Origin of the sequence: Bacillus cereus (assembly GCF_025917685.1) — a bacterium.
Lineage (GTDB): Bacteria > Bacillota > Bacilli > Bacillales > Bacillaceae_G > Bacillus_A > Bacillus_A cereus_AT.
Window position 1 is genome coordinate 2505874 of sequence record NZ_CP089518.1, and the last position, 24871, is coordinate 2530744.

Here is a 24871-nt window from a genome sequence, read left to right on the forward strand (position 1 = left end):
TCTCATTCATATTAGAGAACATTAACTTGTTTATTTTCGTATCAAAAGATACACCGTTTGAAGTGACGTGATTTATATGAAAGACAATGTGTCAATTTATATATCTTATGCAGTGATTGTTACTATAATTTCCGAAGCCAATAGTCAATTAACCATACAATATATGTCTTTTTGGTATATAAATAGCTCTATATTCATTAAAGAAAGAGCTTTAATCCTTCATGAGAATCTTTAAACCCTAATTTTTTATAAAATTGCAAAGCTTCTTGTCGTTCTTTATCCGTTGTTAACTGTATTAAATGACACCCTCTTAATTTAGCACGTTGAATAGCCCATTTAATAAGTTTACTTCCTATACCTTTACCACGTTTCGATGATGCTGTCCGTACACCCTCAATTGTAGCTCTCCAACCGCCTTGACGTACAATGTAAGGCGTAAATGTAATTTGTTGAATACCAACAATCTCTGTCCCATCACATGCGACAATTAACTCGTTATTTGGATCACAATCAATAGCATGAAATGCTCTTATATAACTATCAGGGAGTGGTGTTTCATAGCGCTCTCTTTTATTTCCTAAAACATCATCAGCAAGCATTTTTACAATTTCATCTAAATCATCTGCCGTTGCAATCCTAAATGTTATAGTTTGTGTCACTATCAAAAAACCTCCTTAATGTATGCACTTGTTACTTTTATTTTACTTGTTTAAATACAATAGGTTAAATTATAAAATATTATGAGTCTCTATAACTTTTTCTTATAAATAGCATAAAAGCCTATCTTATAAAAATTATAAGTTAGGCTTTTTAACACAATATTATTATTAGAAAATCCGACCAACTTCAATAAAACTCCATATTCTTTAATGGATTTTCATATTTTAACAAACACACATATAACCATTCAAATAAGGTGCTTTTTAGTTGTTGTATAGAAATTACATAATAAGAATGAATTTGTATACTTTCATTCAATGAATCTTAACCTTAATTAACCTCTAAGGACTGCCTCTTTATCAATATTCAAAAACGATTACGCTTTTGGATTGGTGTTCCGGTTTTTCTTGACCAGCATATTGAATAACTACACATAAACTCCTTATATCTCTAGATAAACTACTGATTAGCTCCATATAGACTCTAGATAACCTATATAGAATACAAGTTATCAAGGAGGTAAGAAAAAATGAACTTTATGAAACGAGCAATTCTCAGTATGAAAAAAAGAGTAGGAACATCATTAATTTTGATGGCAGTTTTCCTAATTGTTACAAATTTAGTGTTGGCAGGATTCACAATCCAAAATGCATCAAAAAAAGCTGCTGATGCAGCAAGAAAAAAACTCGGTGCAGATGTTACTTTAAGTCTTGATTTTGACAAATTAGGTCAACAAGCTCGGGAAACTGGAGAGATGCCTAATCCGCCAAAGCTTAATACAAAAGAAGCAGATCAATTAGCGAAGTCAAAGTATGTAAAAGACTATAATTACATAACTAACACTTTCGGAATTTCTGATGGACTTAAACTAGTAGGGGCTTCAGAAGGAGAAGAAGATGGAAAAGGTAAAGCGGGAATGGCGGCTGTACGAGGTGGTTCAAGCTCCGGGACAGAAATAGATATGAATGCTTCTTTTATGATTGAGGGAGTTCGCAAAACTGCATTACAAGAAAGCTTTAAGAATGGAAAAAGTAAAATCATTGATGGGAAACCAATTACAGAACAGATGAAGGATCAGAATGTAGCTTTAATGGAAAAACGATTAGCGGAATTAAACAATTTGAAAGTAGGAGACAAAGTTAAAGTGCAATCAGGGGATAAGAAGGAAACCCTGGAGGTTGAAATTATCGGTATTTACGAAACGAATGAGCAAGCAATGGGTCAACAGGCCCCGCCTATAATGGATCCAGCTAATAAACTTTATATGCCGCATTCAACTATGAAAAAATTAGAAATAGATCAAGGTATAAGTAGCATTCAAGTCGTGTATTTCTTGAAAGATCCACAGAACATTGAAGCATTTAAAGAAGAAGCAAAAAAATCTGATATTGATTTTAATTATTATAAATTAGATGCACATGATTCGTTGTACAAACAAATGATTGGGCCTATCGAAAATATCTCATCTACTTCTCAAATGATTATTTATATTGTATCAATTGCAGGTGCGATTATTTTAGGGTTAATCATTATGTTATCGATTAAAGCACGTCGTAAGGAAATGGGGATTCTATTGTCCATTGGAGAGAAAAAGTGGAAACTGATGGCGCAGTTCATAGTAGAAGTAGTATGTATCGCTATTCTAGCATTTGGATTATCCATAACAACAGGAGCGAAAATTTCTCAATTCATAGGGGATAATTTACTTTCGAGTGAAATTGCTACAGCAGGAGAAGAAACAAACACCCCACAAAATGGAACTGTAATGGTAGCTGGACCTGGTGGAACTGTACAAAATCAAAAAGAGGATCCAATTGATAAAATTAATGTAAGTGTAACAGGAGAAGATGTAGGGAAAATGGGAGGGATTGGACTAGCTATTGCTATATTAGCAACGCTTCTTCCAGCATTATCTATTCTACGCCTGAATCCAAAACAAATTCTTTTAAAAGATGAATAAGGAGGATCTATATGGAGACGATTTTACAATTTAAAAACTTAGATTATTATTATGAAAGTAACGGAAAAAAAGTAGCGATACTAGACAATGTTAACTTTTCTTTTCAAAAAGGGCATTTCTACACTATTCTAGGACCATCCGGATCTGGTAAAACCACTACTCTTAGCTTAGGTTGTGGGCTAGATATACCTAAAAATGGTTATGTACTGTTTAATGGAAAGGATATTCGAAAAATTGGTTTGGATCGGTACCGTAATCAAAATGTATCGGTAATTTTCCAATCTTATAATTTGATTACCTATATGACTGCTCTTCAAAATGTCTTAACAGCAATGGAAATTACAGGTGTTAAAGTGCAAAATAAAACGGCAAGGGCGTTAGAATTATTAGAGAAAGTAGGACTTACAGAAGTAGAAGCGAAACGAAATGTTCTGCAACTAAGTGGCGGGCAACAACAGCGTGTAGCAATAGCTCGAGCGTTATCTTGTAATGTTGATTTACTGATTGCGGATGAGCCGACAGGAAATCTTGATGAAGAAACGGCAAATGAAATTATTGAGTTGTTCCAGGAGCTCGCGCATCAAGAAAATAAATGCGTAATTGTTGTGACGCATTCACAAGAAGTTGCAAAAAAATCGGATCGAGCAGTGTATTTAAGTAAGAAGAAGTTAGTGGTAAACGAAATTAATAATACCTAATATAAAAACTATGGTTATTGAATTCACATAATTTTCAAAAATCCACTTCTTCAAATATTTATATTTGATATATAATAAAACCAAGCCATAATCAAAATGGTCTCCCTGTATTGAATGTTAAGATAGTTTGTTGCCCCCTTTTTAACAATATTTGAAAAAAGAACTTGTAGGATATCCTACAAGTTCTTTTTGTTATGATCGATTGACTATAACATTGAAGAATTACATATAAAAAACGGGACATTACCTAGATGTATGATCTAAATACTGTCCCGTTTAACTGTTCATCTGTATAGTTATTGAAGAATTAAACCAACAATCATAATTAAGCTAAATACTATCATCCAACCAAACGCACAATAGCCGAAAATTCTAATCCATTTAGGTAATTGATTCATGTTAACTTTATTTGTGGGAACTCCTTGCATAGAAAACATCATTTTCTGATCTCTATCCCTATTATTTTGTTGTTCATACATAATATCATCACCTTTCTAAAACTATTGTATTTATAGTATATCAGCCTGAAGATAATTATCCACAGAATATTCGACGAAATAAAAAATCATTCGACAATAATAGTGGATATAAGAAATTCAGGTAATGTACCTCTCAAAAAAAGTTGGTAAGAACTTCTTCCTACTTATAAATTATGAAGGTGGATGGAGGGCTCTATTTTTAATGTGTAATCTGTTTTTCAGTAAAACATACTTATATTTCAAAAAACTAAAATTCGATTACTTAAAAGCTATGTATTCTAAAGTAGATGCTCATTTAAAACATAGTAAACCTTTACCAAAGATGCTTTTAATTAGGGATTGAACAATTGTAGATAAATATACCAGGGGAAGGGCTAACTTCATCTTATGTGATAGATATTATAAGTAAAGGTGTTTGATTTTCCATGGCTCTAAGCACTAACCATTTGGAATAAAGATGTAATGTATCAGTTATACTATGTAATATTTCTTCATTACAAAATATGGTGGTAAGTATGACTAAGCAAACAATTACTTTATTTCAAGTTTCTATGATACTCATTGGTAGTATAGGGATAATTAATCATGTCATTATGATTCCTATGTTATTAGATACCTCGGGTAGAGATTCGTGGATCTCTATCATATTAGTAAGCATTATATACTTGATTTGGATTTCATTAATATTCATCATATATAAAAACATAAAAAATGAACATTTGTTTTTGTGGTTAAAAAATAATTTTGGGAAATTCAGTGTATATCCAATCATATTCATAGTTGTACTTTATTTAATAACAATTGGTGTCGTTGCACTAAAAGAAACATTAACCTTTTTCTCTTTTTATTTACCAGAAACACCTCACTTTGTATTAGGAATACTTTTTTCAATGATTTGTCTCTATAATGCTACAAGAGGAATTCAATCTATTGCACTTACAACAGGTGTTTTGTTACCTATTGTATTTCTACTTGGTTTTTTTGTAATGTTTGCAAATGTTCCACATAAAGATTATTCTTTACTTCAGCCAATGATGGAAAATGGAATGAATCCAGTATTTAAGGGGATGGTTTATCCTGCAGCAGGATTTCTAGAGTTAATCTTCATTCTTTTTTTACAACATCACATTTGTTCAAAAGTTAAATTATATCAACTGATTGCTTTGGGTATTGTTATTATTGGTATCACAATAGGACCAGTTATGGCAGCAATTATAGAATTTGGTCCTTTCGTAGCAGCAAACCAACGATATCCAGCATTTGAAGAATGGAGACTTGTGTCAATAGGAAGGTACATTGAAAATTTAGACTTTCTCTCCGTGTATCAGTGGCTTGTAGGGATCTTTATTCGTCTATCACTTGTTGTTTTTCTTATTCCAGATTTGTTATCAATTACAAGTCGGAAAACGAGAAATGGGGTTATGTTTGTAATCCTTTCATGTATTGTATTAATAAGCACACTACCTATCAGTGACTCTAGTTTCTATTGGTTTGTATCTCAAATTGTTTTACCAGTTTCAGCATTAGGGCTATTTTTATTTTCTATCTTACTGATAGTGTTTGTGTGGGTTGCTAAATATAAGAAAAGTTCTTGAAAAAGTATGAGAATGTATTTTATATAAGGTTGCTGAGTTCGAAGGAGACAACGTAGATGAACAAACGAGTAGAATTAAACGAGAAGATAATATTAGAGTGGTTTGAGGGATGCAACGATGTAAAAGTAATAAAGCGTGAATTCGATGAGAAAGAAAAAACGAGGTCAGTATTGTTTATGTATTGTCAAAGCTTAATTGAAAATACAAAATTAAAACAAGCCACATCGTCTCAAGTTTGCAAAGAGCTTTTAAGTAATTCGATAGAAGAACTTAACCTTTCAACATTAATTCCCCAGTTATCAGTAAAGAAATTAGATATAGTAAATTCGAATGAAACTATCTCTCAGATTATATTTGAAGGTAACCTCCTCATTATTTTTGAAGAATCTAAACAAGGATATATAGTTGATATTGCCCAAATACCTACAAGATCAGTTGAACAAACAAATACAGAGATGACCATTCGGGGTGCACGTGATGGATTTGTTGAAGAGTTAAACACAAATATAGGATTAATTAGGAAAAGACTAAAAACGAGTTCTCTTAGTTATGAAGAATTTATTATTGGAGAAAGAACACAAACTAAAGTAGCACTCTTGTATTTAAAAGATATCGCATCCCAAGAAATCATTAATCAAGTTCGATTAAAATTAAGACCAATTAAAATAGACGGGATTGTTTCAAGTGCACAAATTGAAGAATTAATCACAAACAATCAATTTAGTGTATTTCCTTTAGTTGAATATACAGGACGCCCTGATTATGCTGTGAATTGTTTGTTGTATGGGCGTTTTATTTTACTAGTTGAAGGGTCACCAACAGCCACTATTGCACCAGTTACATTTCCTTTTTTTGTGAATACATCTGAAGACCAAGATTTATTCTATATATTCGGCAGCTTTGTACGACTTGTAAGTCTTTTTGGGATAGCAATTTCTATATTTCTTCCAGGAATTTGGATAGCATTAATTACATATCATCCAGATCAGATTCCCTATACGTTGTTAGCAACATTAAGCTTATCAAGAGAAGGAATTCCTTTTCCTGCTCCTTTAGAAGGGCTAATTATGATGACCTTATTTGAAGTTTTGAGGCAAGCAGGATTACGTGTTCCTGCCGTATTTGGCCAAACGTTATCTGTTGTAGGGGGATTGATTATTGGACAAGCTGCTATTAGTGCAGGAATTGTTTCAGCATCTATGGTCATTATAATAGCAATTTCGGTTGTTTCGACATTTGCTTTAACTAATCAGTCAGTAACAGGAATAATAAGTATATTGCGATATATAGTATTCCTAGTATCTTCTTTATTAGGCATAGTAGGATTTATCTTTTGTGTCCTTGTGATGGTAATACATGTAGTAAATTTACGCTCTTTTGGAGTTCCATTTTTTACACCATATTCACCCCCTGTATTTAAAAGTATGCTAGCAGCCACATTTAGAATTCCTTTCACGTATATGAAAAAAAGACCTAAAGAATTGCATACTCAAGATAATACAAGGAAAAGAGAGAGTACCGATGAAGAAAAATAAAAGAATAGTTATATTTCTTTTTATGATGTGTACGTTTCTAACAGGGTGTTGGGATCAAAGAGAGTTGCATCACGTTTTGTATATAAATAGTCTAGGTATCGATTTTAAAGATAATAATTATATCATCCGTCCGCAATTTATTAATTTTTCTAACATAGCGAAACAAGAAGGGAGCACTACCCGTAATTATAGCCAGGCCTATATTGGAAAGGGAAAGGGTCCCATTTTAGATGAGGCAGCATTTGATTTTTATAAGGGTGCTCAACAAGAAATCTCATGGGAGCATCTCAAAACAATTGTTGTAACAGAGAGATTTCTAAAACATGGTGACTTAAATCAATTTAATGATTTTTTCTCTCGTTTTTTTCAATTTCGAGATACTATGTGGATATTTGGAACTAAGGAACCTTTAGAAAATATATTAGCGAACAATAATATTTTAAATATTTCTCAATTATATACAATCATTAATTTACCAAAAGAGATAACTAAGCAATATACAATAATAGATCCTTTACCTTTATATAAATTCCAAAGAAATTATTATGAACCCGGGATGACAACTCGCATTCCTTTCTTAGCTACGACTAAAACATATTGGAAAAAAGGGCATACATCATTTCCAATGTTAAAATTTAGTGGTTATGGTTTTATAAGTGATAAATTTTATATAAATCATTTAAACGACCATGATATTGCTGGGGTTCGATGGACGGATGAAAATACCAAACGAGCTCCATTACTATTAAAATCTAACGAGAAAATCATTGGACATATAGTATTGAAAAATCCAAAGATAGATACAAAGCATTTTATTAAAAATGGAAAGTTACGCATGCTTATGAACATCCATTTCGATGCTGATATTTTCCAATTAATAAATTCTATGCCTGTAAATGATATTAAAAAAATTGCAGAGGACCAAGTTGAAAAAGAAATTAAAAAAACGTACCGAAAAGGAATCGAAAAAGGGATTGACACGTATCAGTTATCACATTCCTTATATCGTCAGAATTCTAAATTATGGAAACGATATGAAAAAGAGGGGAGAATATCCCTTCAAAATAAAGAATCAGATTTTAACGTCTCGATTAATATAGCTACAAATGGAAAATCTAAAAATATGCGTAATATGATTGAGCATTAGAATAGTTGAAGATGAAAGGAAACGTAAAATATTAACTCTAAATAGGAGATTCGAACATGAAAGACCACTACGATGCGGCGGCGCCTTCTTTAGGGCTGGGATGAGGGTTCGGTCAGATCAGAGGAGGCTTTTGCCTCCTTAGTTGCCTGAAAACGCGCTTATACTTCTTAGCGTTTAGATAAGTACAAGTCTTTAAAACTATATGCGCTGTAAAGTAGGAGCAGTTCAATGATTTATTATTATTTATTCGTTATTTTTAAAGCATCTAACACAATTTTGGTTGCATCTGCAATAAGTTTATCATCGTAATTCGCATCCTCTTTAGAATGATTAGAAAGTATCGCAAGAATAATTGGGTTTTTATTTGGTGGCCAAATGATTGCGATATCATTCCTTGTTCCATAAGAGCCAGAGCCAGTCTTATCGGCTACTTCCCATTCTCCTGGAACTCCAGCACGAATTAAGTTGTCCCCCGTTGTATTTCTTTTCATCAAATCTATTAAAAAGTTCCGTTTCTCAATTGAAAGTATATCGCCTAGCGCGTATGCTTGAAGACTAGTAGCTAATGCCTTTGGGGTACTAGTATCACGAGTGTCTCCTGGTGGCACTTCGTTTAATTCTGGTTCAAAACGTTCAGGATTTGTGACAGTATCTCCTATTTCTCTCAGTGATTTTTTGAATTCACTTGGCCCACCTAATTGTTTAAGAATAAGATTTTGTGCGGTATTATCACTATATCGAATGGAAGCATCCGCAAGCTCTTTCAGAGTCATACCTGTATCTACATATTTTTCAGTAATTGGATTGTAATTCACAAGATCTTTGCTAGTATACTTAATTCTTTGATCTAAATCTTCTATTGATTTCTTTTGTAACAGTGCTCCCACAGCAAGGGCTTTGTGGGTAGATGCGTATGCAAACCGTTCATCTGAACGATAAGTAACGGTTTGATTCGTATCTGTGTCCAATGCATAAATACCAAGTTTAGCATCATATTCTTTTTCAAGTTTAACAAAAGAATGATTATCTGTATTTTCTTGTTTGGTTTGTTTCGGTGGTTCAGATTGAATATTACTATTGGAACAGCCTATAAGCGTTACACATGAAAGTAATAATACAGATACCATCTTTTTATAATGTGAAATGTGAAAAAATTTGTTTGAAACTATCATAAATTTTCAACCTCTTTCAAGAATATATAGATTTTGTTTAGGTATTTTACATACCTATGCAATTAACAAATGTACAGGATAGCACTCTTCTTGCATTTCTTGCATTACAAAATGAGAGGATTATCAAGAACACCTTTTTTATACGTAATAGACAATCTAAGTAACACATTTGTTCCATTTATGATTAAGGTTTTGAATATATCTATTAATTTTATTTATAAGAATCACAAAATCCACCTTTTTTTGCACGCCACTTAATTTAATGTGGATTTAAATTGAGTTTACCTCGTAATGGGAATTCCAATTGGATTGCGCATATATAACAACCTCATTTCGGACAGAATAAGTAATAACAACTACTGATTTCATTTTAAGTGAGGTGTTATACGATACATACGACAAAACAAAAAAGACTTGTGGTGCAAAGTATAACTACATTTAGTTTACTAATAACGACTATCTTTACACCCATGCTTATTTACATTGTTTATGGATTACAGATTTCGAAAGGCTTTGAGGGATACTGGCCATCAATCTTGTTTTATACAACTTATATGACGGGTGTGTTTATCTGGATACCTATTGTGAATAAGGCTGGGATTCACCGCTCCTTATATTGGACTGTTTCTATTCTGATAGTATCATTACTTAGTGTTACTTTCTTTGGATGGATTTCAAGATGGCTAGAAATAAGTGCGTTAGTTTCTGGTTTTGCAGTTAGTACAATTTCTACCATGACGAGTACTTTATTGTTTCTACATGTGGAAGGCGGGGGAAAGGTTTATAATAAAAATCAACAAGCGATTATTATTGGTATCGTTTTTCTTTTACTAATAATCGTATTGTTAGCGATTAGTTTTCTATCGCCGCCGCTGATAACATGCATATATGGGATTTGTTTAATCAGTATCCTTTTTGCTATAAAAAAAATGCTGAGAACAGAGTTAGCCAAAGGGCTTTTACCTATCTCCATCGTATCGGTTGTAGGAAAGTTTCTTTTTGTCTCAATGCTTATTCTTTTGATACGAACAAGTCGTAACATAAATAATGAACAATATATTTTCTATTTTTTTCTACTCTCTATAGCGCTTATTTGTTTCATGTTTTTGAGTTTGTTGAAAGGAAAGTTCTTTCATAAACTTTCATCTTCTTTACCAATTCGCTTAAAGGCAGAATCATTTTTACTTGGATTAGGAAATGGATATTTATTTTTGATGGGTATTTTTTATAGTTTTACTTTCTATAACATGTTAACCTGTATTTTCATTGTAGTTGGACCATACCTATTAGGGATTTTAATGTCCATATTTTTAGATATCAAAGCTGCTAAGAAAGTTAATCCAATCCATTTGTTTTTAGTAAGTACTTTAATCATGATATTTGGGTTTTATTCTCCAATATTTATAGTCCTTAGCGTTACATTTGGGAGCTATGCCATTAATAGTATTTCTTCTCAAAATAATATGAAAGTATATATGGTGAATGCTACACATAGAGAGCTTTCTTTACTCATTTACACAACATGGAGAAATATGGGGAATATATTTTTACAATTTTTTATATTGATTGTGATTGTGGGAGTAGGGGTCTTTTACGATGTCGAATGGTCGCAACTTTTCCAAACAATTGTTGGGAAGGGTCAAATGCAGATTGAAGGGTTATCCGTACAACGATTGATGTTTATGTTAGCAATTTGCTGTTGGCTTGGCATGGTGGGCTTAGGTATGTGGATTGGTAAAAAAGCTAATCCCAATATTGCTTAAAAAGTAACTCGAAAAATATCAATACTAAAACTACAAAAAACAAACAAACTCGTCCTACTAAGAGGGGAGTTTGTTTGTTTTTTGTTTAGATAATGGAATGTTCATGCAAAATTGTACACTATGTTCCATATTTTTTATAGAATATTTTATATCTAGCGTTTCAAAAATTTGTTTAACAATATATAAACCTAAACCACTTCCTCCAGTATTTCGATTCCTTGATTTTTCAATTCGATAAAATGGTTTGAAAATTTGTTGTATATCTTCTTCTTTAATATTGACACCTGTATTCATAATTTGCATTTTGATTTGACCTTGTTCAGAATCCTCACTTAACTTTATATAGACTTTTTCATTATGTGGTGAATACATAACCGCATTATGGATAACATTTTTACATGCTTTTTCAAAAAGAACACGATCTGTATAAACAGAAAGGCCAGAATCAATTTCTTTTATTATTTGGATGCTTTTTTGAGAAGCAAAAAATTCGAGATCTTTTGTGATTTTATCTATTAACTTCGAAAGATTAACTTTTTCTACTTTTAGTTTAAAGGTGTGTTGTTCTAATTTCGACATGCTTAAAATTTCACGAACTAATTGTTCCATACTTTCAATAATTTGATGATTTTTCTTTAAATATTGATCACGATTTTGATAAGGGCCAATATTGTATATCATCCCTTCTAAGTATCCTTTCATTACAGTAAGAGGGGTCTTTAATTCATGTGCTACAATCGCAAAAAACTCTCTGCGTTTTGTTTCTATTTCTCTTTCTTTTTCAATATCATTTTTTAATTGTTGATTTGCTTTTTTTAAATCAAACATAGCTTGTTGTAAGTTAATAGACATGTCATTCAAACTATTAGATAATTCTCCTAACTCATCTGTAGAGCGAACCTCAATTTTTTCGGAGAAATCTAAATTTGCCATCTTTTGTGCACCCTCATTAATATAAATAAGTGGTTTTGTAATAAACCTGGAATAGAAATAAGCACTCCCTACACCAATTACGAGTACAATGATACTAATATAGGGGAGAAAGCGTACTAAAACCTGTGAAGCTTCATCAATCGGTTGAAATGTAGCAAAGACTATAAGCGTTAAACTACCATCTTGGAATTGAATTGGTTGCGTAACGTTATATGAATTGCTAAGGGTACCTGCATTCTCGAACCGTGTCGCTCTAGTAACTACTGTTGTTTGCGAACCACTTTGAGTAAAAGAAAATGAAGGAGAGTATTTAATTATTCCCTCATTATTTTGAAGATAAAGCATCGCATTATTTTTTTTGGCATATTCATCAAAAAGTGGTATCGCATCTTGAAACGTAAGATCTTTAGACTTATCAATGATTTCTTTTATCCCTGTTTGAAGTTGATCTGTTTTGTATTGCTCATAAAACGTAGGGAGAAAGAAGTATAAAGTTAAATAAATCAATACTGCAAAGGATAACAAAATGAGAGAGGTAGTCATAAAGAGTTTATAAGTAATTTGCTTCATCTTCATGATTTTCACAATACTATTCATCAATTTTATAACCAATACCCTTTATTGTTTTAATATAAGGGATAGCTAACTTTTTACGTAGGTTTTTAATATGTGTATCAATTATTCGCGTTTCGCCAAAATAATCGTATCCCCAAACTTTTTCTACGATATTTTCTCTTGTGAGTACTTTTCTCTCGTTTTGAAATAGTAGTTGTAGAATTTCAAACTCTTTTGTCGTTAATAAAATTTCAACTTCATTTACATATACTTTATATGCATCAACATCGACACGCACTTCTTTAAAAACCAAATGATTATTTACATTTTTATCATAACTTCTTCTCAGTACGGCTTCGACTCGTCTAATCAAAACATGAAACGAAAAGGGTTTTGTTATATAATCATCGATTCCAAGATCAAACCCTTTCATTTGATCTTCTTCTTCTTCTAACGCAGTTAGCATAATAATTGGTACATTTGACTGGCTGCGAATCATCTTGGAAACTTCAAATCCATTAAGATTGGGCATCATTACATCTAGAAGAATTAAATCAAAGGATTGCTTATTAAATTGTGTCATACCCTCTAATCCATCTGATGCAACTACAACTGTATACTGTTGTGTCATTAAAAATTGTTTAATTAATTCCTGAATTTCTTGATCGTCCTCTACCACGAGAATATGATAGTTCCTCATAATATCACCTCTGATAGTCATTATAGCCTTACTATCTGGAGTTTATGTGGAGATGAATTAGGAGACTTCACAGGACGGTTACTGTGTTAGCTCCACGTTCAATAAGATGAACGATTAATATTTAAGAAAAACTAATGTATAATAATGTAAATCGGGTGTGATTTCTTAAATCGTATGAAAATATACTTTTACTTCTTTACCAAGAGGAGAAAAGGAAATGAATTTCAATATAAAAGAAGCTACTGGAATTCTAGAGCGCGTGCCACAAACTTTGGAGTTTTTTTATCTAGTTTATCCGGTGAATGGCTACATTGTAATGAAGAGGAAGGAACTTAAAATACACTCGAAGTAATTGAGCATTTAATTGATCAGGAGAAAAGCAACTGGATTCCAAGGCTAGAATTAATTCTCCGGGAAGGTGAAAATAAATCCTTTACTCTGTTTGATCGTTATTCTCACCTAAATAATAACTCTCTTGATAAACCAAAAGCTTAAAGGTATGAATTAGGGATTATTTATATAATGCGAGAAAGGCTGTGAAGTTATTTGAGGGGTTATAAAGCGATGTTATTTGATTTAGATGATACGTTACTTGATAGGGATAAGGCAGTAGATAAATTGTTTTTTATTATTTTAGAGAAGTTTTATGGGGATGTTAAAGAACATGCAGTAAAAAACGAAATGTTACAGAAATTCAAGGGATATGATAAAAAAAGCTATGGCCACAGCGATAAAGCAAAGGTTTTGGAATCATTATTTGATGAATTCCCACCGAAATATAGATTACCACTTAATTACATTCAAGACTTTTGGAATAATAATTTCCCAAAATGTTTTTCTATAAACCAAAATACTATTAATATCATAAATACTCTAAAGTCACATATTAAAGTTGGAATTATAACAAATGGCTCAACTCAGAGGCAAAAAGCTAAAATAATTAATACGAATTTGAATCGTTATTTTGATACAATCATTATTTCTGAAGAAACGGGATTTAGTAAACCTGACAAACGCATATTTGAATTAGCATTAAATAAGCTAAATGTACAACCAGAAGATGTACTATTTGTTGGAGATGACTTAGAAAAGGATATTGCTGGTTGCCAAAATGCAAATATAAAGGGTATATGGTTCAATCCTAATATGAGTAAGAATAATACCGACACAAAACCATATGCCGAGATTACTTCTTTCGATAATTTATTAAGTTATTGCGGAGAGATAAATTTCCGAAAATAGTAAAAAGATAGATTTCACTTAATTTCATTGACCGTATGAGAAGTTTTAAAACAATATTTATTTACGATAATATAGAGAGGATATTGAGCCAGGAGCAAATCATTTATGTGTGTTAATGAAGATCTACAAAGCATGTTTAATATATGCTTTATAAATTATAGAGGAGTGAGACTATGGAAATAAAAAATGTAGTAGTCAGTGGAATAAATATTGCAGTCATAAGAAACGATACGGTAGTAATATCCGACGTTCAATCTGCATTAGATCTTATGGCAACAGTTCAATATGAAGTGGATTCGAAGCGGATTGTTATCAATAAATCTTTAATAAGTGAAAGTTTCTTTGACTTAAAAACACGTCTTGCGGGTGATATTCTTCAAAAGTTTATAAATTATAGTGTGAAAATTGCTATCGTCGGGGATTTTTCTATGTACACTAGTAAAAGCTTAAAAGACTTCATTTATGAATGTAATAAAGGTAATGATATTTTTTTCTTAGCAACTGAGCAACAAGCAATTGAAAAGTTAAGCTCATTGAAATAAAGATATAAAATGTATTTCGAAAGAGGCATCCGTGATGGTGCCTCTTATTTGTATTTTTATATAAACATGTTTTTCAAATTTAAATTTTGTACCGGTACAGTAACTGCAAATGTACATTGTTACAATATCCCTTCAAACTTACAATCAGCATATACTATTTTAACTTATAGCTAATAAGGGGTGCTGATTATGACAAGTTTACAAGATCAACTGTTTACAAGATTGAACCTTGAAAAACGTACTGAAGTAAAATTTGAAGAACTAAGTTCAATACTTTTTGCATTTGCACATACTATACCGTTTGAGAATTTGGATGTTATTGCAGGTAATACGAATACAATTTCTATGGAAAACTTACAGGAGAAAATTTTAACTAGATCCCGCGGCGGACTTTGTTATGAATTAAATACTCTTTTTTATTATTTTTTAAAAGATAGTGGTTATGATGTACAACTCGCATTAGGTACCGTATACAAAAATGATATAAACGCTTGGGCACTTGAGGATGGACATATAACAATTATTTTAAATTATGATAACGTACTGTACTTAATTGATGTAGGTATTGCTTCATTAGTACCTCTCGTTCTTGTACCTTTTACTGGTGAATCCGTTTCTTCTAAAAACGGTTCGTATCGAGTGCGACGAAAAGAGACTAGTAAAGGAAATTATGTTCTAGAAAGAATAGATGCTAACGGAGAGTGGACAGTTTGTCATGCTTTTTATACTCGTATTATTGATGAGTCAGTAGTAAACGATGTTCAAAAAAGAGTAATAGAAGATGAGAAATCTATTTTCAACAAAGGACCTATTGCAGTCAAATTGACAGATTTTGGTCATATTTCTTTAACAAATACAAGTATAACTGAAATTAATTGTGGTCAAAAAACGAAGCGTGAAATTACAGAAAATCAATATAAAGAGCTTTTATATACTTTATTTGCTATTAAGTTATGAATAAACAAATAGCCGGTTCTTATTCAGAATCGGCTATTTGTTTAATTTTTGATTTAAAAGTTTTTTTCTAATATGTTTTGGAAACTGCGGTATAGTTAGTGTTTTTAACGTTTCTGCAGCCTCTTCATACGTATGAAAAACGGGTTCTTTTCCCAAAACTAGTCCTTCATCTCGGATTAAATACGGCATAAAATTATTCCTTTAAGTAGAATATTGTGTTCTTTTGAAGCAGAATGATACGATTTAAAGTTTGATTTTCTTAATAGATATAATACACTAGAACAGTATAAAAAAGTATATGCAATGAATATTGGAAGCAAAGGAAGATTATTATGTCAGTAATTGATAAATTGAAATTAAATAAGTATACAAATATGGTCGTTATTAACGAACCGAGTGATTATGACATTTTTACAGGGAAAGAAACTGCATTTTCAAAAGAACACGATGCCATTTTTATTTTTGTAGAAACTCTTGATGAGATGGTGAAGCAGACGAATTATATTATTAATAATGAAGAGTTACTAATTGAAAAAGGTTATGTGTTTTTCGCATATCCGAAAAAAGGTAATGATCGTTACAGTACGTTTATTCATCGTGATGAGATGTTTCCAGCATTACATGTTGGCGACGACGGTTATGTAGGAAAGAGCGATATTAAATTTGCACGAATGGTAAGTATGGATGACGTCTTTACTGTTGTAGGCTTAAAGCGTGAGAAGAAAAAAGCAAAGAAAACGCCTGCTGCGAGTCAATGTGTTGCTGATTATGCAGATCGTATTCAAGATGTTGAAGCATTATTAGCTAATCATCCGAATGAACTTAAGTTTTATCAAAGTTTAACACCCGGATATCAAAAAGATTGGGCTCGTAATTTATTTTCTGTGAAACAAGAAAAAACACGTGATAAACGTCTTGAGAAAATGATTGAAATCTTTTCACAAGGCTATAAAACAATTGAATTATTCCGTAAGAAGAAAAAATAACGATTAAGAACGTCACAATGATGCAACAATTAATTACGTTTTGCACATTGAAAAAAGGATTCCTTTCAGTATACTGAAGTATGTTCTTATATTTAAATAATTAGCAAAAGAGAAAAGGTGTTTGGAATGAAATCGTATATTGTAGTTGGAGCTGGAATTTTAGGAGCATCTACTGCTTATCATCTTGCTAAGGCTGGTGCGAAGGTTACTATTGTAGATCGTCAAGAGTTAGGTCAAGCAACTGACGCAGCAGCAGGTATTGTCTGTCCATGGCTGTCGCAACGTCGTAATAAAGCATGGTATAAAATCGTTAAAGGCGGGGCGCGTTACTATTCTTCGTTAATTCAGCAATTAGAAGAAGACGGTGAAACGGATACAGGTTACAACCGTGTAGGTGCAATTAGTTTACATACTGATGAGAAAAAACTAGATCAAATGGAAGAGCGAGCGTATAAACGCCGTGAAGATGCACCGGAGATTGGTGAAATCACTCGCTTATCAGCTGAAGAAACGAAAAAATTATTCCCAGCATTATCGGAAGAATATAGTTCTGTTCATATTAGTGGTGCTGCACGAGTAAATGGAAGATTATTACGCAACGCATTAATAAGCGCTGCGAAAAAACATGGTGCAACTTTCATAAAAGGTGATGCAGTATTAGTCCGTGAAGGGCATCATATTACGGGAGTTAAAGTAAATGAAGAAACACTTGTAGCGGAAAAGGTAATGGTAACCGCAGGCGCATGGGCGAACGAAATCTTGAACCCATTAGGAATTAATTTCTTAGTTACGTTCCAAAAAGGACAAATTGTTCATTTGCAAATGGAAAATACAGCAACAGAAAATATGCCAGTTGTTATGCCGCCAAATGATCAATATATTTTAACATTTGACAATGGTCATGTAGTAATTGGTGCAACACATGAAAATGATACTGGTTTTGATCACCGTGTGACTGCTGGTGGTTTACATGAAGTATTCCATAAAGCATTGGCGGTGGCGCCTGGTTTAGAAGATGGTACAATGCTTGAAACGAGAGTTGGATTCAGACCATTTACACCAGGATTCTTACCTGTTATCGGACCACTACCTAACTTTGAAGGTATTCTCGTTGCGAACGGATTAGGGGCTTCAGGTTTAACGGCTGGTCCATACTTAGGAGCAGAATTGGCTAAACTAGCGCTCGGACAAACAATTGAATTAGATTTAAATGATTATGATGTTGCTGGTGCAATTGAATAACAAAAAAGATTAGGATTCGCTCCTAATCTTTTTTATTTATAAATAATTTTTTGGTTAGTTATATCACAATCAATTCCAAAACGAGATATTTTGAATCAGTGAAACAGTTAGAATAAGTGTTGATGCGGAACCACCAGATAATAAAGTTACTATTTTTCGCCCATTCTGTTCTTCTGAAGGTTTTATAAGTTCTGTAATCAGCACAATCCATATTATTATAGATACTATAGAGATAATATTTATGGACATATGTAACACACCCCTTCTTGTTTTACATAAACAGTTCTTTATAAAATAAAAACAGTCTAACAAGAAAATATGTACAGCGCTACAAATTAGGATTTTCCTGTTAGTCCTCCTTTTTTAAATAGAAATACCACTGATAAAATAATGATTACAGCTTTTAAACTGCCCCAATATGGATAAACAGCATGATCTGTTAAACTAGCATGTTGAAAAATATTCTCTAAACCGAAAATCCCAATAATGACTGCCAAAAGAAATGCAGCTTTTCCTATAGTCGTATTACTATAGAGGGTAAATAAGTATATTGCACATATAAGTGGTAAGATGATTTGTAGTAAGATTGTCATCGATTTCCCCCCTAATTTATATATTTATAATTATATAATAAAATGTAATATAAAGGAATCTGAGTTAATCGATGTAAAAAGGGAAATGTAATAATTTTTAAACTCAACATATATCTATATAGAATCTATCAAAAACGGACGTGTATGAAAAGGAATTTCCGATTAAATGTCTATAGTTTTGATACTAATAGAACAACTCACATCATATTCTTCTATTAAAAAAGAATAAAAAGGGGGTTAAAGTTAATTGACAAAAGTTAAAGTTAGTTTACGACCCATTGTTCATAACTTAAATTTACCAACTGTAATAAAAACAGCTATTCTTCCAAATGAATCGACTGAAAGGCTATTTATAGCAACTCAATTAGGAGAAATTTTTTACATAGGAGACGGAGTAATAAAGACCTTTTTAGATATTCGTCAACGAATTATCAAATTAGGTACATCTGAAGAAGGCGTTTCTAGTAGTGGCTATGATGAGCGAGGATTGCTAGGACTAGCGTTTCATCCACAATTTCATCAAAACGGTTTATTTTATCTTCATTATTCAGTAGCTGGAACTCAAGGACCGGGTGCGCTTTCTGAACAATTTAAACCGAATCCTTGCGACCCTAAAAATTTAAACTTAAAGTGGGTAAAGAGAGATACTCAATATGATCATATCGATACAGTTGAGGAATGGATTTTACAATCACATGGTCAACCTCAAAAACGAAGAACATTACTTAATATAAGAAGGCCATTTTTTAATCATAATGGAGTCAATAGTTTAAATTTTTCGCCGGAGACTGGAAAACTTGTTTTTACAAATGGAGACGGCGGATCAGGTTATGATCCATTTAATTTAAGCCAAGATGATTTAGAAATAGCAGGTAAAATAATTGAAATCGATGTCAGTAAAAATACATTTATAAATAAACCTCCAGTTGTTACACGTTTTAATGAACTTCCTTTATCTATACAAGAAATAATTACAGTAATTGCGAAAGGAGTTCGTAATATAACAGGTATTTCATTTCAAAGATTTTATAATCAATATGTAAAATATGCTGGGAATGTCGGACAGGATATTGTAGAGTCTATTTTTTCATTTACTCATTATAAACCAATACCGGTTACCGAACTTGTTCAAACGTATTTAATGAGCTCTACTCCTAATCAAGGAGGATTTATTAACTTTGGTTGGCGAGGATGGGAGGGCGTTTTGCCCACTTCTTTTATAAGACACTGTTCTGAGAATCCAACTTTGGATGAGAGAACAATGGCTTATTATGATGAAACAATACAAACATCAGTGAAACGTATTCAGCCTCTAATTAGTTATTTTCATAAAGATTTCAGGGCCGATAAGTTCGGGGGAACTTCACTTACAGGAGTTCATCCATATATGGGGACTGCAATTTCGAATTTAGCAGGTAGCGTGGTGTTTACTGACCTTGCCAAGAAAGAAGAATCTCAATCTCCAGTTAAGGGTGTTTTAGCCTATACTATGGCAGGTACAGACGGTAAACAAAATGACTTTCATGTTATTGAAACCAATTATGATTTTGGTGCTCAAGCAGCTTATTATGTTAGTTTGGGAGCAAATTTGGATCAAACTAGATTATATTTAGGCGTTTATGGTTCTATGAAAGTATCTGATTTTAACAAAGGTACTATTTTTGAAATTGTTCCTTGATACGGTATAAAATCTAAGTCTAAAAATATAAAGAATTCATTCTTCTTCAAAATGCACGACCTGTCGTCCCCCTAAAAAACCTCTATGTATAAATGTCTATTGTATAGTAATTGATAACTAGCAGAAGGTAACGCATAAACAATAAGTGTATGAATAAGATAGAAAGTGATGAATTAAGTATCTTTAGGAGGTATTTTGATGAATCGCTTTAGATGCTATTGGTATCAATTGATGATAGCGCATGATACGAACTTTATTATAAAAAGAAAGATAACTCCTGCAAGTAGGTTAGTCATTACTGCTTTATTGGGTTCACTTGCCACCATTTTTCAATCTGCTGGGAACTTAATCCCTGGTATAGGGTTATTTATTAGTCCCTTCTCGACGCTACCGATTTTTCTCGCTATTTGTTATTCTATTCGTGAGGGAGTACTCTCTTATATTCTTACTATTTTCCTCTTATTCATTATTCAGCCAAGTGAACTAATTGTCTTTCCCTTTACTACAGGATTATTAGGTATAGCGTTAGGAGCATCCTTTTTACGATTCAAGAGGAGGATTTGGATAGTATCCTTTTCAGCGATATGTCTACTTATAGGGATTATAATCGTTCTCGATATCTTTCGTTTTCCAGTACTAGGTCCTATGGTTCATACAACTATGGATATAAAAGTTATTACGTTAATATTTATACTGAGTTTTCTATATTGCTGGATCTTTGCAGAGCTGTGTAGAATAATTGTGAATAGAGTATATAAAGTATGGTCTTAACAATTGTATAAAATCTTTTTGAAAGAATATACTTTCCAATATATTTTCAAAGATTGGAGATTTAAGTCATGTATAATGTTGAAATTAGAAGGCCGAATTCGGATGATATTGATGAACTAAATTTGTTTTTTCGTATAGTTATTACGAATACTTATAAAAACGAAGGGTTATCACAATTATTAGATGACATAGAAAATGAAATTAACTCGAAAAAGCAATATTTGAAAAATGATTTTGATAGTAATGGAGAAAATCGTTACTTTTTATTAGCAATAGATATAAGTAACGATAAAATCATTGGAACAATTGAAGTCGGTCCAGCAAGTACATTGATTAATAGTTGTACAGGCGGTGTACTTAAGGATTTGTATGAAATAGGAACTGTATTTATACTTCCAGAGTATCAAAGAAAGGGTATAGGGAGTTTACTACTAAATACAATGTATCTTGCATTACTTAGCAGAGGAATAACAGAATACTGTTTAGATAGTGGATACAAAAAAGCGCAAAGTATATGGACGAAAAAGTTTGGAAAACCTAGTTATGTACTAAAAGATTATTGGGGAGAATCAAACGATCATATGATTTGGAAAAAGAGTTTACATGATATACCTATAATATTTGAATTTTAAAATGAAATGTGCCTCTGAACATAGCTTTTCTTACGTATGTATGCTATTATTTATCTTTATAATAAAAGAGGACGTGAATGAACTTGATTAAAATTAATATCCCTGAAGCTGATGTTTCAATTACTGAACGTAAACAAGTTATTAAAGGAGACGAGCCAATAATTACTCCAATTAACGGTTTTATCGATTTCCACTTGTTCCCTAGAGATAAAGGCGGCATTTTTATGTTTTACAATATTAATGACGAACTTCTTTTCGTAGGTAAAGCTCGTAAAATTAGACAACGTATTAAAAAGCATTTTGAAGACAATGTTTCACCAATTAAAAATCATCGTGATGAAGTATATCGCATCGATGCATGTATCGTAGAAGATCCAACAGAAAGAGAAATTTACGAAACATATATCATTAATGAATATAAAGCAAAATATAACGTTGAAAAAGTATTCTATAAATAAGCAACATAAACGAAAAAACAATCCTAGCATATAAACTGGGATTGTTTTTTTAGCTTCATTCTTCATATCTTTCTCCTTTTTTAAAATGATTAGCAGCAATTAAACAGAACAGCCCTATAAATAAAATTATAATTCCAAGTGTTTTATGTTTTCCTTCAAAAAATGGAATGTCTGAAATAACATTTGTCATACATAACCCTAAAAATACAAGGATAGGTCCCACCCAAAGTAATACATTTCCGAATTTTGTATGCTTCCACATTATAACCCCTCCTCCTTTTACATATATATCCATAAATTAAAAGTAAATTCATAGAGAAATATACTTTCTTTCATAACAAAAATTTAACCTTCATATATTGGTACAAGCAAACGAGAAAGGAGATCATCATGAATTGGTTAGAAGCTTTTATATTAGGCATAATTCAAGGCTTAACAGAGTTTTTACCGATTAGTAGTACAGGGCATCTTTATTTAGGGCGACATCTTTTTCAATTAGATGAAGCAGGTTTATTTTTAGATACGATGCTGCATATTGGAACGTTACTTGCGGTGTTTATTTATTACAAAAAAGAATTTATATATTTAATTAAAAATCCGTTCTCAAAGCTTATGTTTTTACTTATTGTTGGAACGATACCAGCTGTAGTGATTGGCTTACTATTTAAAGATTTCTTTGAAGATATTTCAAAAACAGGTATCACCATAGGTTGGGAGTTTTTAGTGACAGGTTTATTTCTGTTTATGGCCGATAAACAAAAAAATGGACGTAAAAAAATGGACGACATTACATATAAAGATGCATTTATCATTGGTTCATTTCAAGCGGCTGCTATTTTCCCAGCAATTTCTCGCTCTGGTATGACAATTGTCGCTGCATTATGGAGAAAGCTAGACCGTGAAACAGCTGCGTACTTTTCGTTTTTATTATCAACACCAGCGATTGCCGGCGCTATCATCTTGCAATTTGTTGATGTTTTTCAAGGGAAAGCAGAATCTATTTCTAGTACATCATTAATTGTCGGAACGTTATCAGCAGCGTTCTTTGGTTACATAGCAGTTTCATGGATGATTCAATATTTAAAACGGCATTCATTAAAAGTATTTGCGTATTACGTATGGGGATTAGGTATTTTAATTTTAACGTTGCAATTTACTAACGTGTTTTAATATAGAAGCTATTAGTTTAGATCCTGTTTCATTTAAACACGACAGGATCTCTTTTCATTAAGGGGGAAAATATGTTTAATAAGGCTATTGTTATTGGTGGAAGTATGGCAGGAAAACTTGCAGCAAAAGCTTTGTCAACTTCTTTTAAAGAAGTAATCATTTTAGAAGTGGGTGAAAGATGGGATGGAAAAGCTTCGAGAAAAAGAGTTCCGCAAAGCAATCACCCTCATGTGTTATTAAAAGGCGGAGAAAGAGCAATTGAGGAATTATTCCCTAATATTACGAATGAATTAATAGAAGCAGGCAGCATCGTAAATAACTTTACTCGTGATTTGAAATGGCATCAATTTGGTTTATGGAAACAGCCATTCATAGGAGAAGTGCATATGATTCAACAAAGTCGGCTGTTGCTAGAATGGCATATTCAAAAACGTATTGATCAAATTTCAAATGTTACCACTAAATTTGAAACATTGGTTGAAGGATTATTAGTAGATGGAAAGCTTAACAAAGTGTATGGAGCAAAAACCAAATGTTTAGAGACAGGTGTACACGCAGAAGTTCATGCAGATATTGTTGTTGATGCGAGTGGGTTTGGTTCAAAAAGTATAGAGTGGTTACAAGAATATAATATTGAAGTGCAAGAAGAAAAAGTGCGTATTGATTTATTTTACGCAACTAGAGTGTTTAAACTTAAAGAAAATGAGAAGTTAGACTGTTGTAATATGCTAATGTCTCCAAGTTTCCCTGAAAACCCTTATGGAGTTCTTATTCAAACGATTGAAGATAATCGTTATTTTGTTACTTTTAGTGGATATGCAAATGAGAAAGCACCACAAACAGATGATGAGTTTTATGATTTCGCTGAAAATCTATCAATCCGTAATGTAACAGATTTTCTAAACAAAGCTGAGGGAATAACTGATATAAAGACGTACAAAATCCCTTATCAAGTACGTCGGCGATTTGATTTAGTTAATAATGTACCGGAAGGGTTGTTAGTAGTTGGAGATGCACAATGTCGTTTTGATCCTGTTTTCGGTCAAGGTGTTTCAGTTGCAGCTATGGAAGCTTATCAGTTGCAATTACTTCTGCAAGGTAGGACAAAACTTGATAAAACATTCACGCAACAATTTTATAAAAAGGCCGCTAACATAATAGAAACCCCTTGGGATATGACAACAACGGAAATATCACGTCACCCGCAGCTAAAGAGAGAATTAACTACGAAACAAAAATTTCAACTATGGTATACGAAACAAATATATCGACTATCTGCAAGTGATTCTGATGTTTATATTCGGTTAGTACGAGTGATGAATTTAATTCGTAGTCCATTTCATCTTTTTCATCCGAAAGTGCTACTAGCTGTATTACTTAATCGAAAGAAATAGCAGGAATAT

The 24871-nt window shown here is 32.2% G+C and carries 25 protein-coding genes; 17 read left to right on the forward strand and 8 right to left on the reverse strand.

Annotation, left to right across the window (positions count from 1 at the left end):
* Positions 1-197 precede the first annotated feature (197 nt).
* Entirely contained in the window at positions 198-659 is a 462-nt protein-coding gene (locus tag LUS72_RS12925) for a GNAT family N-acetyltransferase (RefSeq protein WP_264449009.1), read from the reverse strand.
* 530 nt (positions 660-1189) lie between these two features.
* On the opposite strand from LUS72_RS12925, the gene LUS72_RS12930 reads away from it, so the two are divergent.
* Together LUS72_RS12930 and LUS72_RS12935 are read left to right on the forward strand one after the other, a co-directional pair.
* On the forward strand, positions 1190-2620 hold the full coding sequence (locus LUS72_RS12930; RefSeq protein WP_264449010.1) for an ABC transporter permease: 1431 nt from the start codon (positions 1190-1192) through the stop codon (positions 2618-2620).
* A gap of 11 nt (positions 2621-2631) precedes the next feature.
* On the forward strand, positions 2632-3318 hold the full coding sequence (locus LUS72_RS12935; RefSeq protein ID WP_097829244.1) for an ABC transporter ATP-binding protein: 687 nt from the start codon (positions 2632-2634) through the stop codon (positions 3316-3318).
* Positions 3319-3614: 296 nt separating this feature from the next.
* Here LUS72_RS12935 and LUS72_RS12940 read toward each other — a convergent pair whose 3' ends face one another.
* Positions 3615-3797 (reverse strand): hypothetical protein, encoded by a 183-nt coding sequence (locus LUS72_RS12940; RefSeq protein ID WP_002172101.1) that lies wholly within the window; start codon positions 3795-3797, stop codon positions 3615-3617.
* Between the two features lie 515 nt (positions 3798-4312).
* Here LUS72_RS12940 and LUS72_RS12945 point away from each other — a divergent pair.
* Genes LUS72_RS12945 through LUS72_RS12955 form a run of 3 tightly spaced genes read left to right on the forward strand, consistent with a single transcriptional unit; the run spans position 4313 to position 8074 of the window.
* Positions 4313-5392: a spore germination protein GerXB gene (locus LUS72_RS12945; RefSeq protein ID WP_097829246.1), complete on the forward strand. Its 1080-nt coding sequence runs from the start codon at positions 4313-4315 to the stop codon at positions 5390-5392.
* Between the two features lie 56 nt (positions 5393-5448).
* Complete coding sequence (locus LUS72_RS12950) at positions 5449-6927, forward strand: spore germination protein GerXA (protein ID WP_264449011.1); 1479 nt, start codon at positions 5449-5451, stop codon at positions 6925-6927.
* Positions 6914-8074, forward strand: coding sequence for a spore germination protein GerXC (locus LUS72_RS12955; RefSeq protein ID WP_097829248.1), 1161 nt, complete (start codon positions 6914-6916; stop codon positions 8072-8074). Before LUS72_RS12950 ends, LUS72_RS12955 begins: the two co-directional genes overlap by 14 nt.
* A 239-nt stretch (positions 8075-8313) precedes the next feature.
* Here LUS72_RS12955 and bla read toward each other — a convergent pair whose 3' ends face one another.
* The gene (gene bla / locus LUS72_RS12960; protein WP_264449012.1) at positions 8314-9246 is read right to left on the reverse strand and encodes a class A beta-lactamase; all 933 of its coding nucleotides are present in this window, start codon (positions 9244-9246) and stop codon (positions 8314-8316) included.
* 470 nt (positions 9247-9716) lie between these two features.
* Between bla and LUS72_RS12965 the strand changes: the two genes are divergently transcribed.
* On the forward strand, positions 9717-11009 hold the full coding sequence (locus LUS72_RS12965) for a hypothetical protein (RefSeq protein WP_264449061.1): 1293 nt from the start codon (positions 9717-9719) through the stop codon (positions 11007-11009).
* Positions 11010-11066: 57 nt separating this feature from the next.
* Here the strand turns inward: LUS72_RS12965 and LUS72_RS12970 are convergent, their stop codons facing one another.
* Both LUS72_RS12970 and LUS72_RS12975 read right to left on the reverse strand, forming a co-directional pair.
* Entirely contained in the window at positions 11067-12539 is a 1473-nt protein-coding gene (locus LUS72_RS12970) for a sensor histidine kinase (RefSeq protein WP_264449062.1), read from the reverse strand.
* A complete protein-coding gene (locus LUS72_RS12975; RefSeq protein ID WP_016095431.1) occupies positions 12532-13197 on the reverse strand; it encodes a response regulator transcription factor in 666 nt (221 codons plus the stop codon). The genes LUS72_RS12970 and LUS72_RS12975 overlap by 8 nt, the downstream gene beginning before the upstream one ends.
* A 564-nt stretch (positions 13198-13761) precedes the next feature.
* Between LUS72_RS12975 and LUS72_RS12985 the strand changes: the two genes are divergently transcribed.
* The 5 genes from LUS72_RS12985 to LUS72_RS13005 all read left to right on the forward strand — a co-directional run bounded on the left by LUS72_RS12985 (position 13762) and on the right by LUS72_RS13005 (position 18166).
* A complete protein-coding gene (locus tag LUS72_RS12985; RefSeq protein WP_264449013.1) occupies positions 13762-14439 on the forward strand; it encodes an HAD family hydrolase in 678 nt (225 codons plus the stop codon).
* Positions 14440-14612: 173 nt separating this feature from the next.
* Positions 14613-14981: a DUF4180 domain-containing protein gene (locus LUS72_RS12990; protein WP_264449014.1), complete on the forward strand. Its 369-nt coding sequence runs from the start codon at positions 14613-14615 to the stop codon at positions 14979-14981.
* 189 nt (positions 14982-15170) lie between these two features.
* Positions 15171-15938, forward strand: a complete 768-nt coding sequence (locus LUS72_RS12995) for an arylamine N-acetyltransferase family protein (protein WP_097829252.1) — start codon at positions 15171-15173, stop codon at positions 15936-15938.
* Between the two features lie 332 nt (positions 15939-16270).
* Positions 16271-16924 (forward strand): YdeI/OmpD-associated family protein, encoded by a 654-nt coding sequence (locus tag LUS72_RS13000; RefSeq protein ID WP_264449015.1) that lies wholly within the window; start codon positions 16271-16273, stop codon positions 16922-16924.
* A gap of 126 nt (positions 16925-17050) precedes the next feature.
* On the forward strand, positions 17051-18166 hold the full coding sequence (locus LUS72_RS13005; RefSeq protein ID WP_097829492.1) for an NAD(P)/FAD-dependent oxidoreductase: 1116 nt from the start codon (positions 17051-17053) through the stop codon (positions 18164-18166).
* A gap of 69 nt (positions 18167-18235) precedes the next feature.
* On the opposite strand, the gene LUS72_RS13010 is transcribed toward LUS72_RS13005, so the two are convergent.
* Both LUS72_RS13010 and LUS72_RS13015 read right to left on the reverse strand, forming a co-directional pair.
* On the reverse strand, positions 18236-18415 hold the full coding sequence (locus tag LUS72_RS13010; RefSeq protein WP_097829255.1) for a hypothetical protein: 180 nt from the start codon (positions 18413-18415) through the stop codon (positions 18236-18238).
* Positions 18416-18501: 86 nt separating this feature from the next.
* On the reverse strand, positions 18502-18759 hold the full coding sequence (locus LUS72_RS13015; protein WP_097829256.1) for a hypothetical protein: 258 nt from the start codon (positions 18757-18759) through the stop codon (positions 18502-18504).
* 247 nt (positions 18760-19006) lie between these two features.
* Between LUS72_RS13015 and LUS72_RS13020 the strand changes: the two genes are divergently transcribed.
* From LUS72_RS13020 to LUS72_RS13035, 4 genes are all read left to right on the forward strand, one after another.
* Entirely contained in the window at positions 19007-20437 is a 1431-nt protein-coding gene (locus LUS72_RS13020) for a PQQ-dependent sugar dehydrogenase (RefSeq protein WP_264449016.1), read from the forward strand.
* 198 nt (positions 20438-20635) lie between these two features.
* Positions 20636-21208 (forward strand): YybS family protein, encoded by a 573-nt coding sequence (locus tag LUS72_RS13025; RefSeq protein WP_264449017.1) that lies wholly within the window; start codon positions 20636-20638, stop codon positions 21206-21208.
* 68 nt (positions 21209-21276) lie between these two features.
* Positions 21277-21840 carry a GNAT family N-acetyltransferase gene (locus LUS72_RS13030; RefSeq protein ID WP_097829259.1) on the forward strand — a complete coding sequence of 188 codons (564 nt, stop codon included), beginning with the start codon at positions 21277-21279 and terminating at the stop codon, positions 21838-21840.
* 77 nt (positions 21841-21917) lie between these two features.
* Positions 21918-22298, forward strand: a complete 381-nt coding sequence (locus LUS72_RS13035) for a nucleotide excision repair endonuclease (protein ID WP_097829260.1) — start codon at positions 21918-21920, stop codon at positions 22296-22298.
* A gap of 55 nt (positions 22299-22353) precedes the next feature.
* On the opposite strand, the gene LUS72_RS13040 is transcribed toward LUS72_RS13035, so the two are convergent.
* Positions 22354-22560, reverse strand: a complete 207-nt coding sequence (locus LUS72_RS13040) for a hypothetical protein (RefSeq protein ID WP_097829261.1) — start codon at positions 22558-22560, stop codon at positions 22354-22356.
* A 128-nt stretch (positions 22561-22688) separates the two neighbouring features.
* Here LUS72_RS13040 and LUS72_RS13045 point away from each other — a divergent pair, with 128 nt between their 5' ends.
* Together LUS72_RS13045 and LUS72_RS13050 are read left to right on the forward strand one after the other, a co-directional pair.
* Positions 22689-23468, forward strand: a complete 780-nt coding sequence (locus tag LUS72_RS13045; RefSeq protein ID WP_097829262.1) for an undecaprenyl-diphosphate phosphatase — start codon at positions 22689-22691, stop codon at positions 23466-23468.
* 71 nt (positions 23469-23539) lie between these two features.
* Positions 23540-24862, forward strand: a complete 1323-nt coding sequence (locus tag LUS72_RS13050; protein WP_097829263.1) for an FAD-dependent oxidoreductase — start codon at positions 23540-23542, stop codon at positions 24860-24862.
* Positions 24863-24871: the final 9 nt, after the last annotated feature.

Coding starts and splice junctions, on each gene's coding strand:
- LUS72_RS12930 (WP_264449010.1), top strand. CDS start 1,190: ATGAACTTTATGAAACGAGCAATTCTCAGTATGAAAAAAAGAGTAGGA.
- LUS72_RS12935 (WP_097829244.1), top strand. CDS start 2,632: ATGGAGACGATTTTACAATTTAAAAACTTAGATTATTATTATGAAAGT.
- LUS72_RS12940 (WP_002172101.1), bottom strand. CDS start 3,797: ATGTATGAACAACAAAATAATAGGGATAGAGATCAGAAAATGATGTTT.
- LUS72_RS12945 (WP_097829246.1), top strand. CDS start 4,313: ATGACTAAGCAAACAATTACTTTATTTCAAGTTTCTATGATACTCATT.
- LUS72_RS12950 (WP_264449011.1), top strand. CDS start 5,449: ATGAACAAACGAGTAGAATTAAACGAGAAGATAATATTAGAGTGGTTT.
- LUS72_RS12955 (WP_097829248.1), top strand. CDS start 6,914: ATGAAGAAAAATAAAAGAATAGTTATATTTCTTTTTATGATGTGTACG.
- bla (WP_264449012.1), bottom strand. CDS start 9,246: ATGATAGTTTCAAACAAATTTTTTCACATTTCACATTATAAAAAGATG.
- LUS72_RS12965 (WP_264449061.1), top strand. CDS start 9,717: ATGCTTATTTACATTGTTTATGGATTACAGATTTCGAAAGGCTTTGAG.
- LUS72_RS12970 (WP_264449062.1), bottom strand. CDS start 12,539: ATGAATAGTATTGTGAAAATCATGAAGATGAAGCAAATTACTTATAAA.
- LUS72_RS12975 (WP_016095431.1), bottom strand. CDS start 13,197: ATGAGGAACTATCATATTCTCGTGGTAGAGGACGATCAAGAAATTCAG.
- LUS72_RS12985 (WP_264449013.1), top strand. CDS start 13,762: ATGTTATTTGATTTAGATGATACGTTACTTGATAGGGATAAGGCAGTA.
- LUS72_RS12990 (WP_264449014.1), top strand. CDS start 14,613: ATGGAAATAAAAAATGTAGTAGTCAGTGGAATAAATATTGCAGTCATA.
- LUS72_RS12995 (WP_097829252.1), top strand. CDS start 15,171: ATGACAAGTTTACAAGATCAACTGTTTACAAGATTGAACCTTGAAAAA.
- LUS72_RS13000 (WP_264449015.1), top strand. CDS start 16,271: ATGTCAGTAATTGATAAATTGAAATTAAATAAGTATACAAATATGGTC.
- LUS72_RS13005 (WP_097829492.1), top strand. CDS start 17,051: ATGAAATCGTATATTGTAGTTGGAGCTGGAATTTTAGGAGCATCTACT.
- LUS72_RS13010 (WP_097829255.1), bottom strand. CDS start 18,415: ATGTCCATAAATATTATCTCTATAGTATCTATAATAATATGGATTGTG.
- LUS72_RS13015 (WP_097829256.1), bottom strand. CDS start 18,759: ATGACAATCTTACTACAAATCATCTTACCACTTATATGTGCAATATAC.
- LUS72_RS13025 (WP_264449017.1), top strand. CDS start 20,636: ATGAATCGCTTTAGATGCTATTGGTATCAATTGATGATAGCGCATGAT.
- LUS72_RS13030 (WP_097829259.1), top strand. CDS start 21,277: ATGTATAATGTTGAAATTAGAAGGCCGAATTCGGATGATATTGATGAA.
- LUS72_RS13035 (WP_097829260.1), top strand. CDS start 21,918: ATGAACTTGATTAAAATTAATATCCCTGAAGCTGATGTTTCAATTACT.
- LUS72_RS13040 (WP_097829261.1), bottom strand. CDS start 22,560: ATGTGGAAGCATACAAAATTCGGAAATGTATTACTTTGGGTGGGACCT.
- LUS72_RS13045 (WP_097829262.1), top strand. CDS start 22,689: ATGAATTGGTTAGAAGCTTTTATATTAGGCATAATTCAAGGCTTAACA.
- LUS72_RS13050 (WP_097829263.1), top strand. CDS start 23,540: ATGTTTAATAAGGCTATTGTTATTGGTGGAAGTATGGCAGGAAAACTT.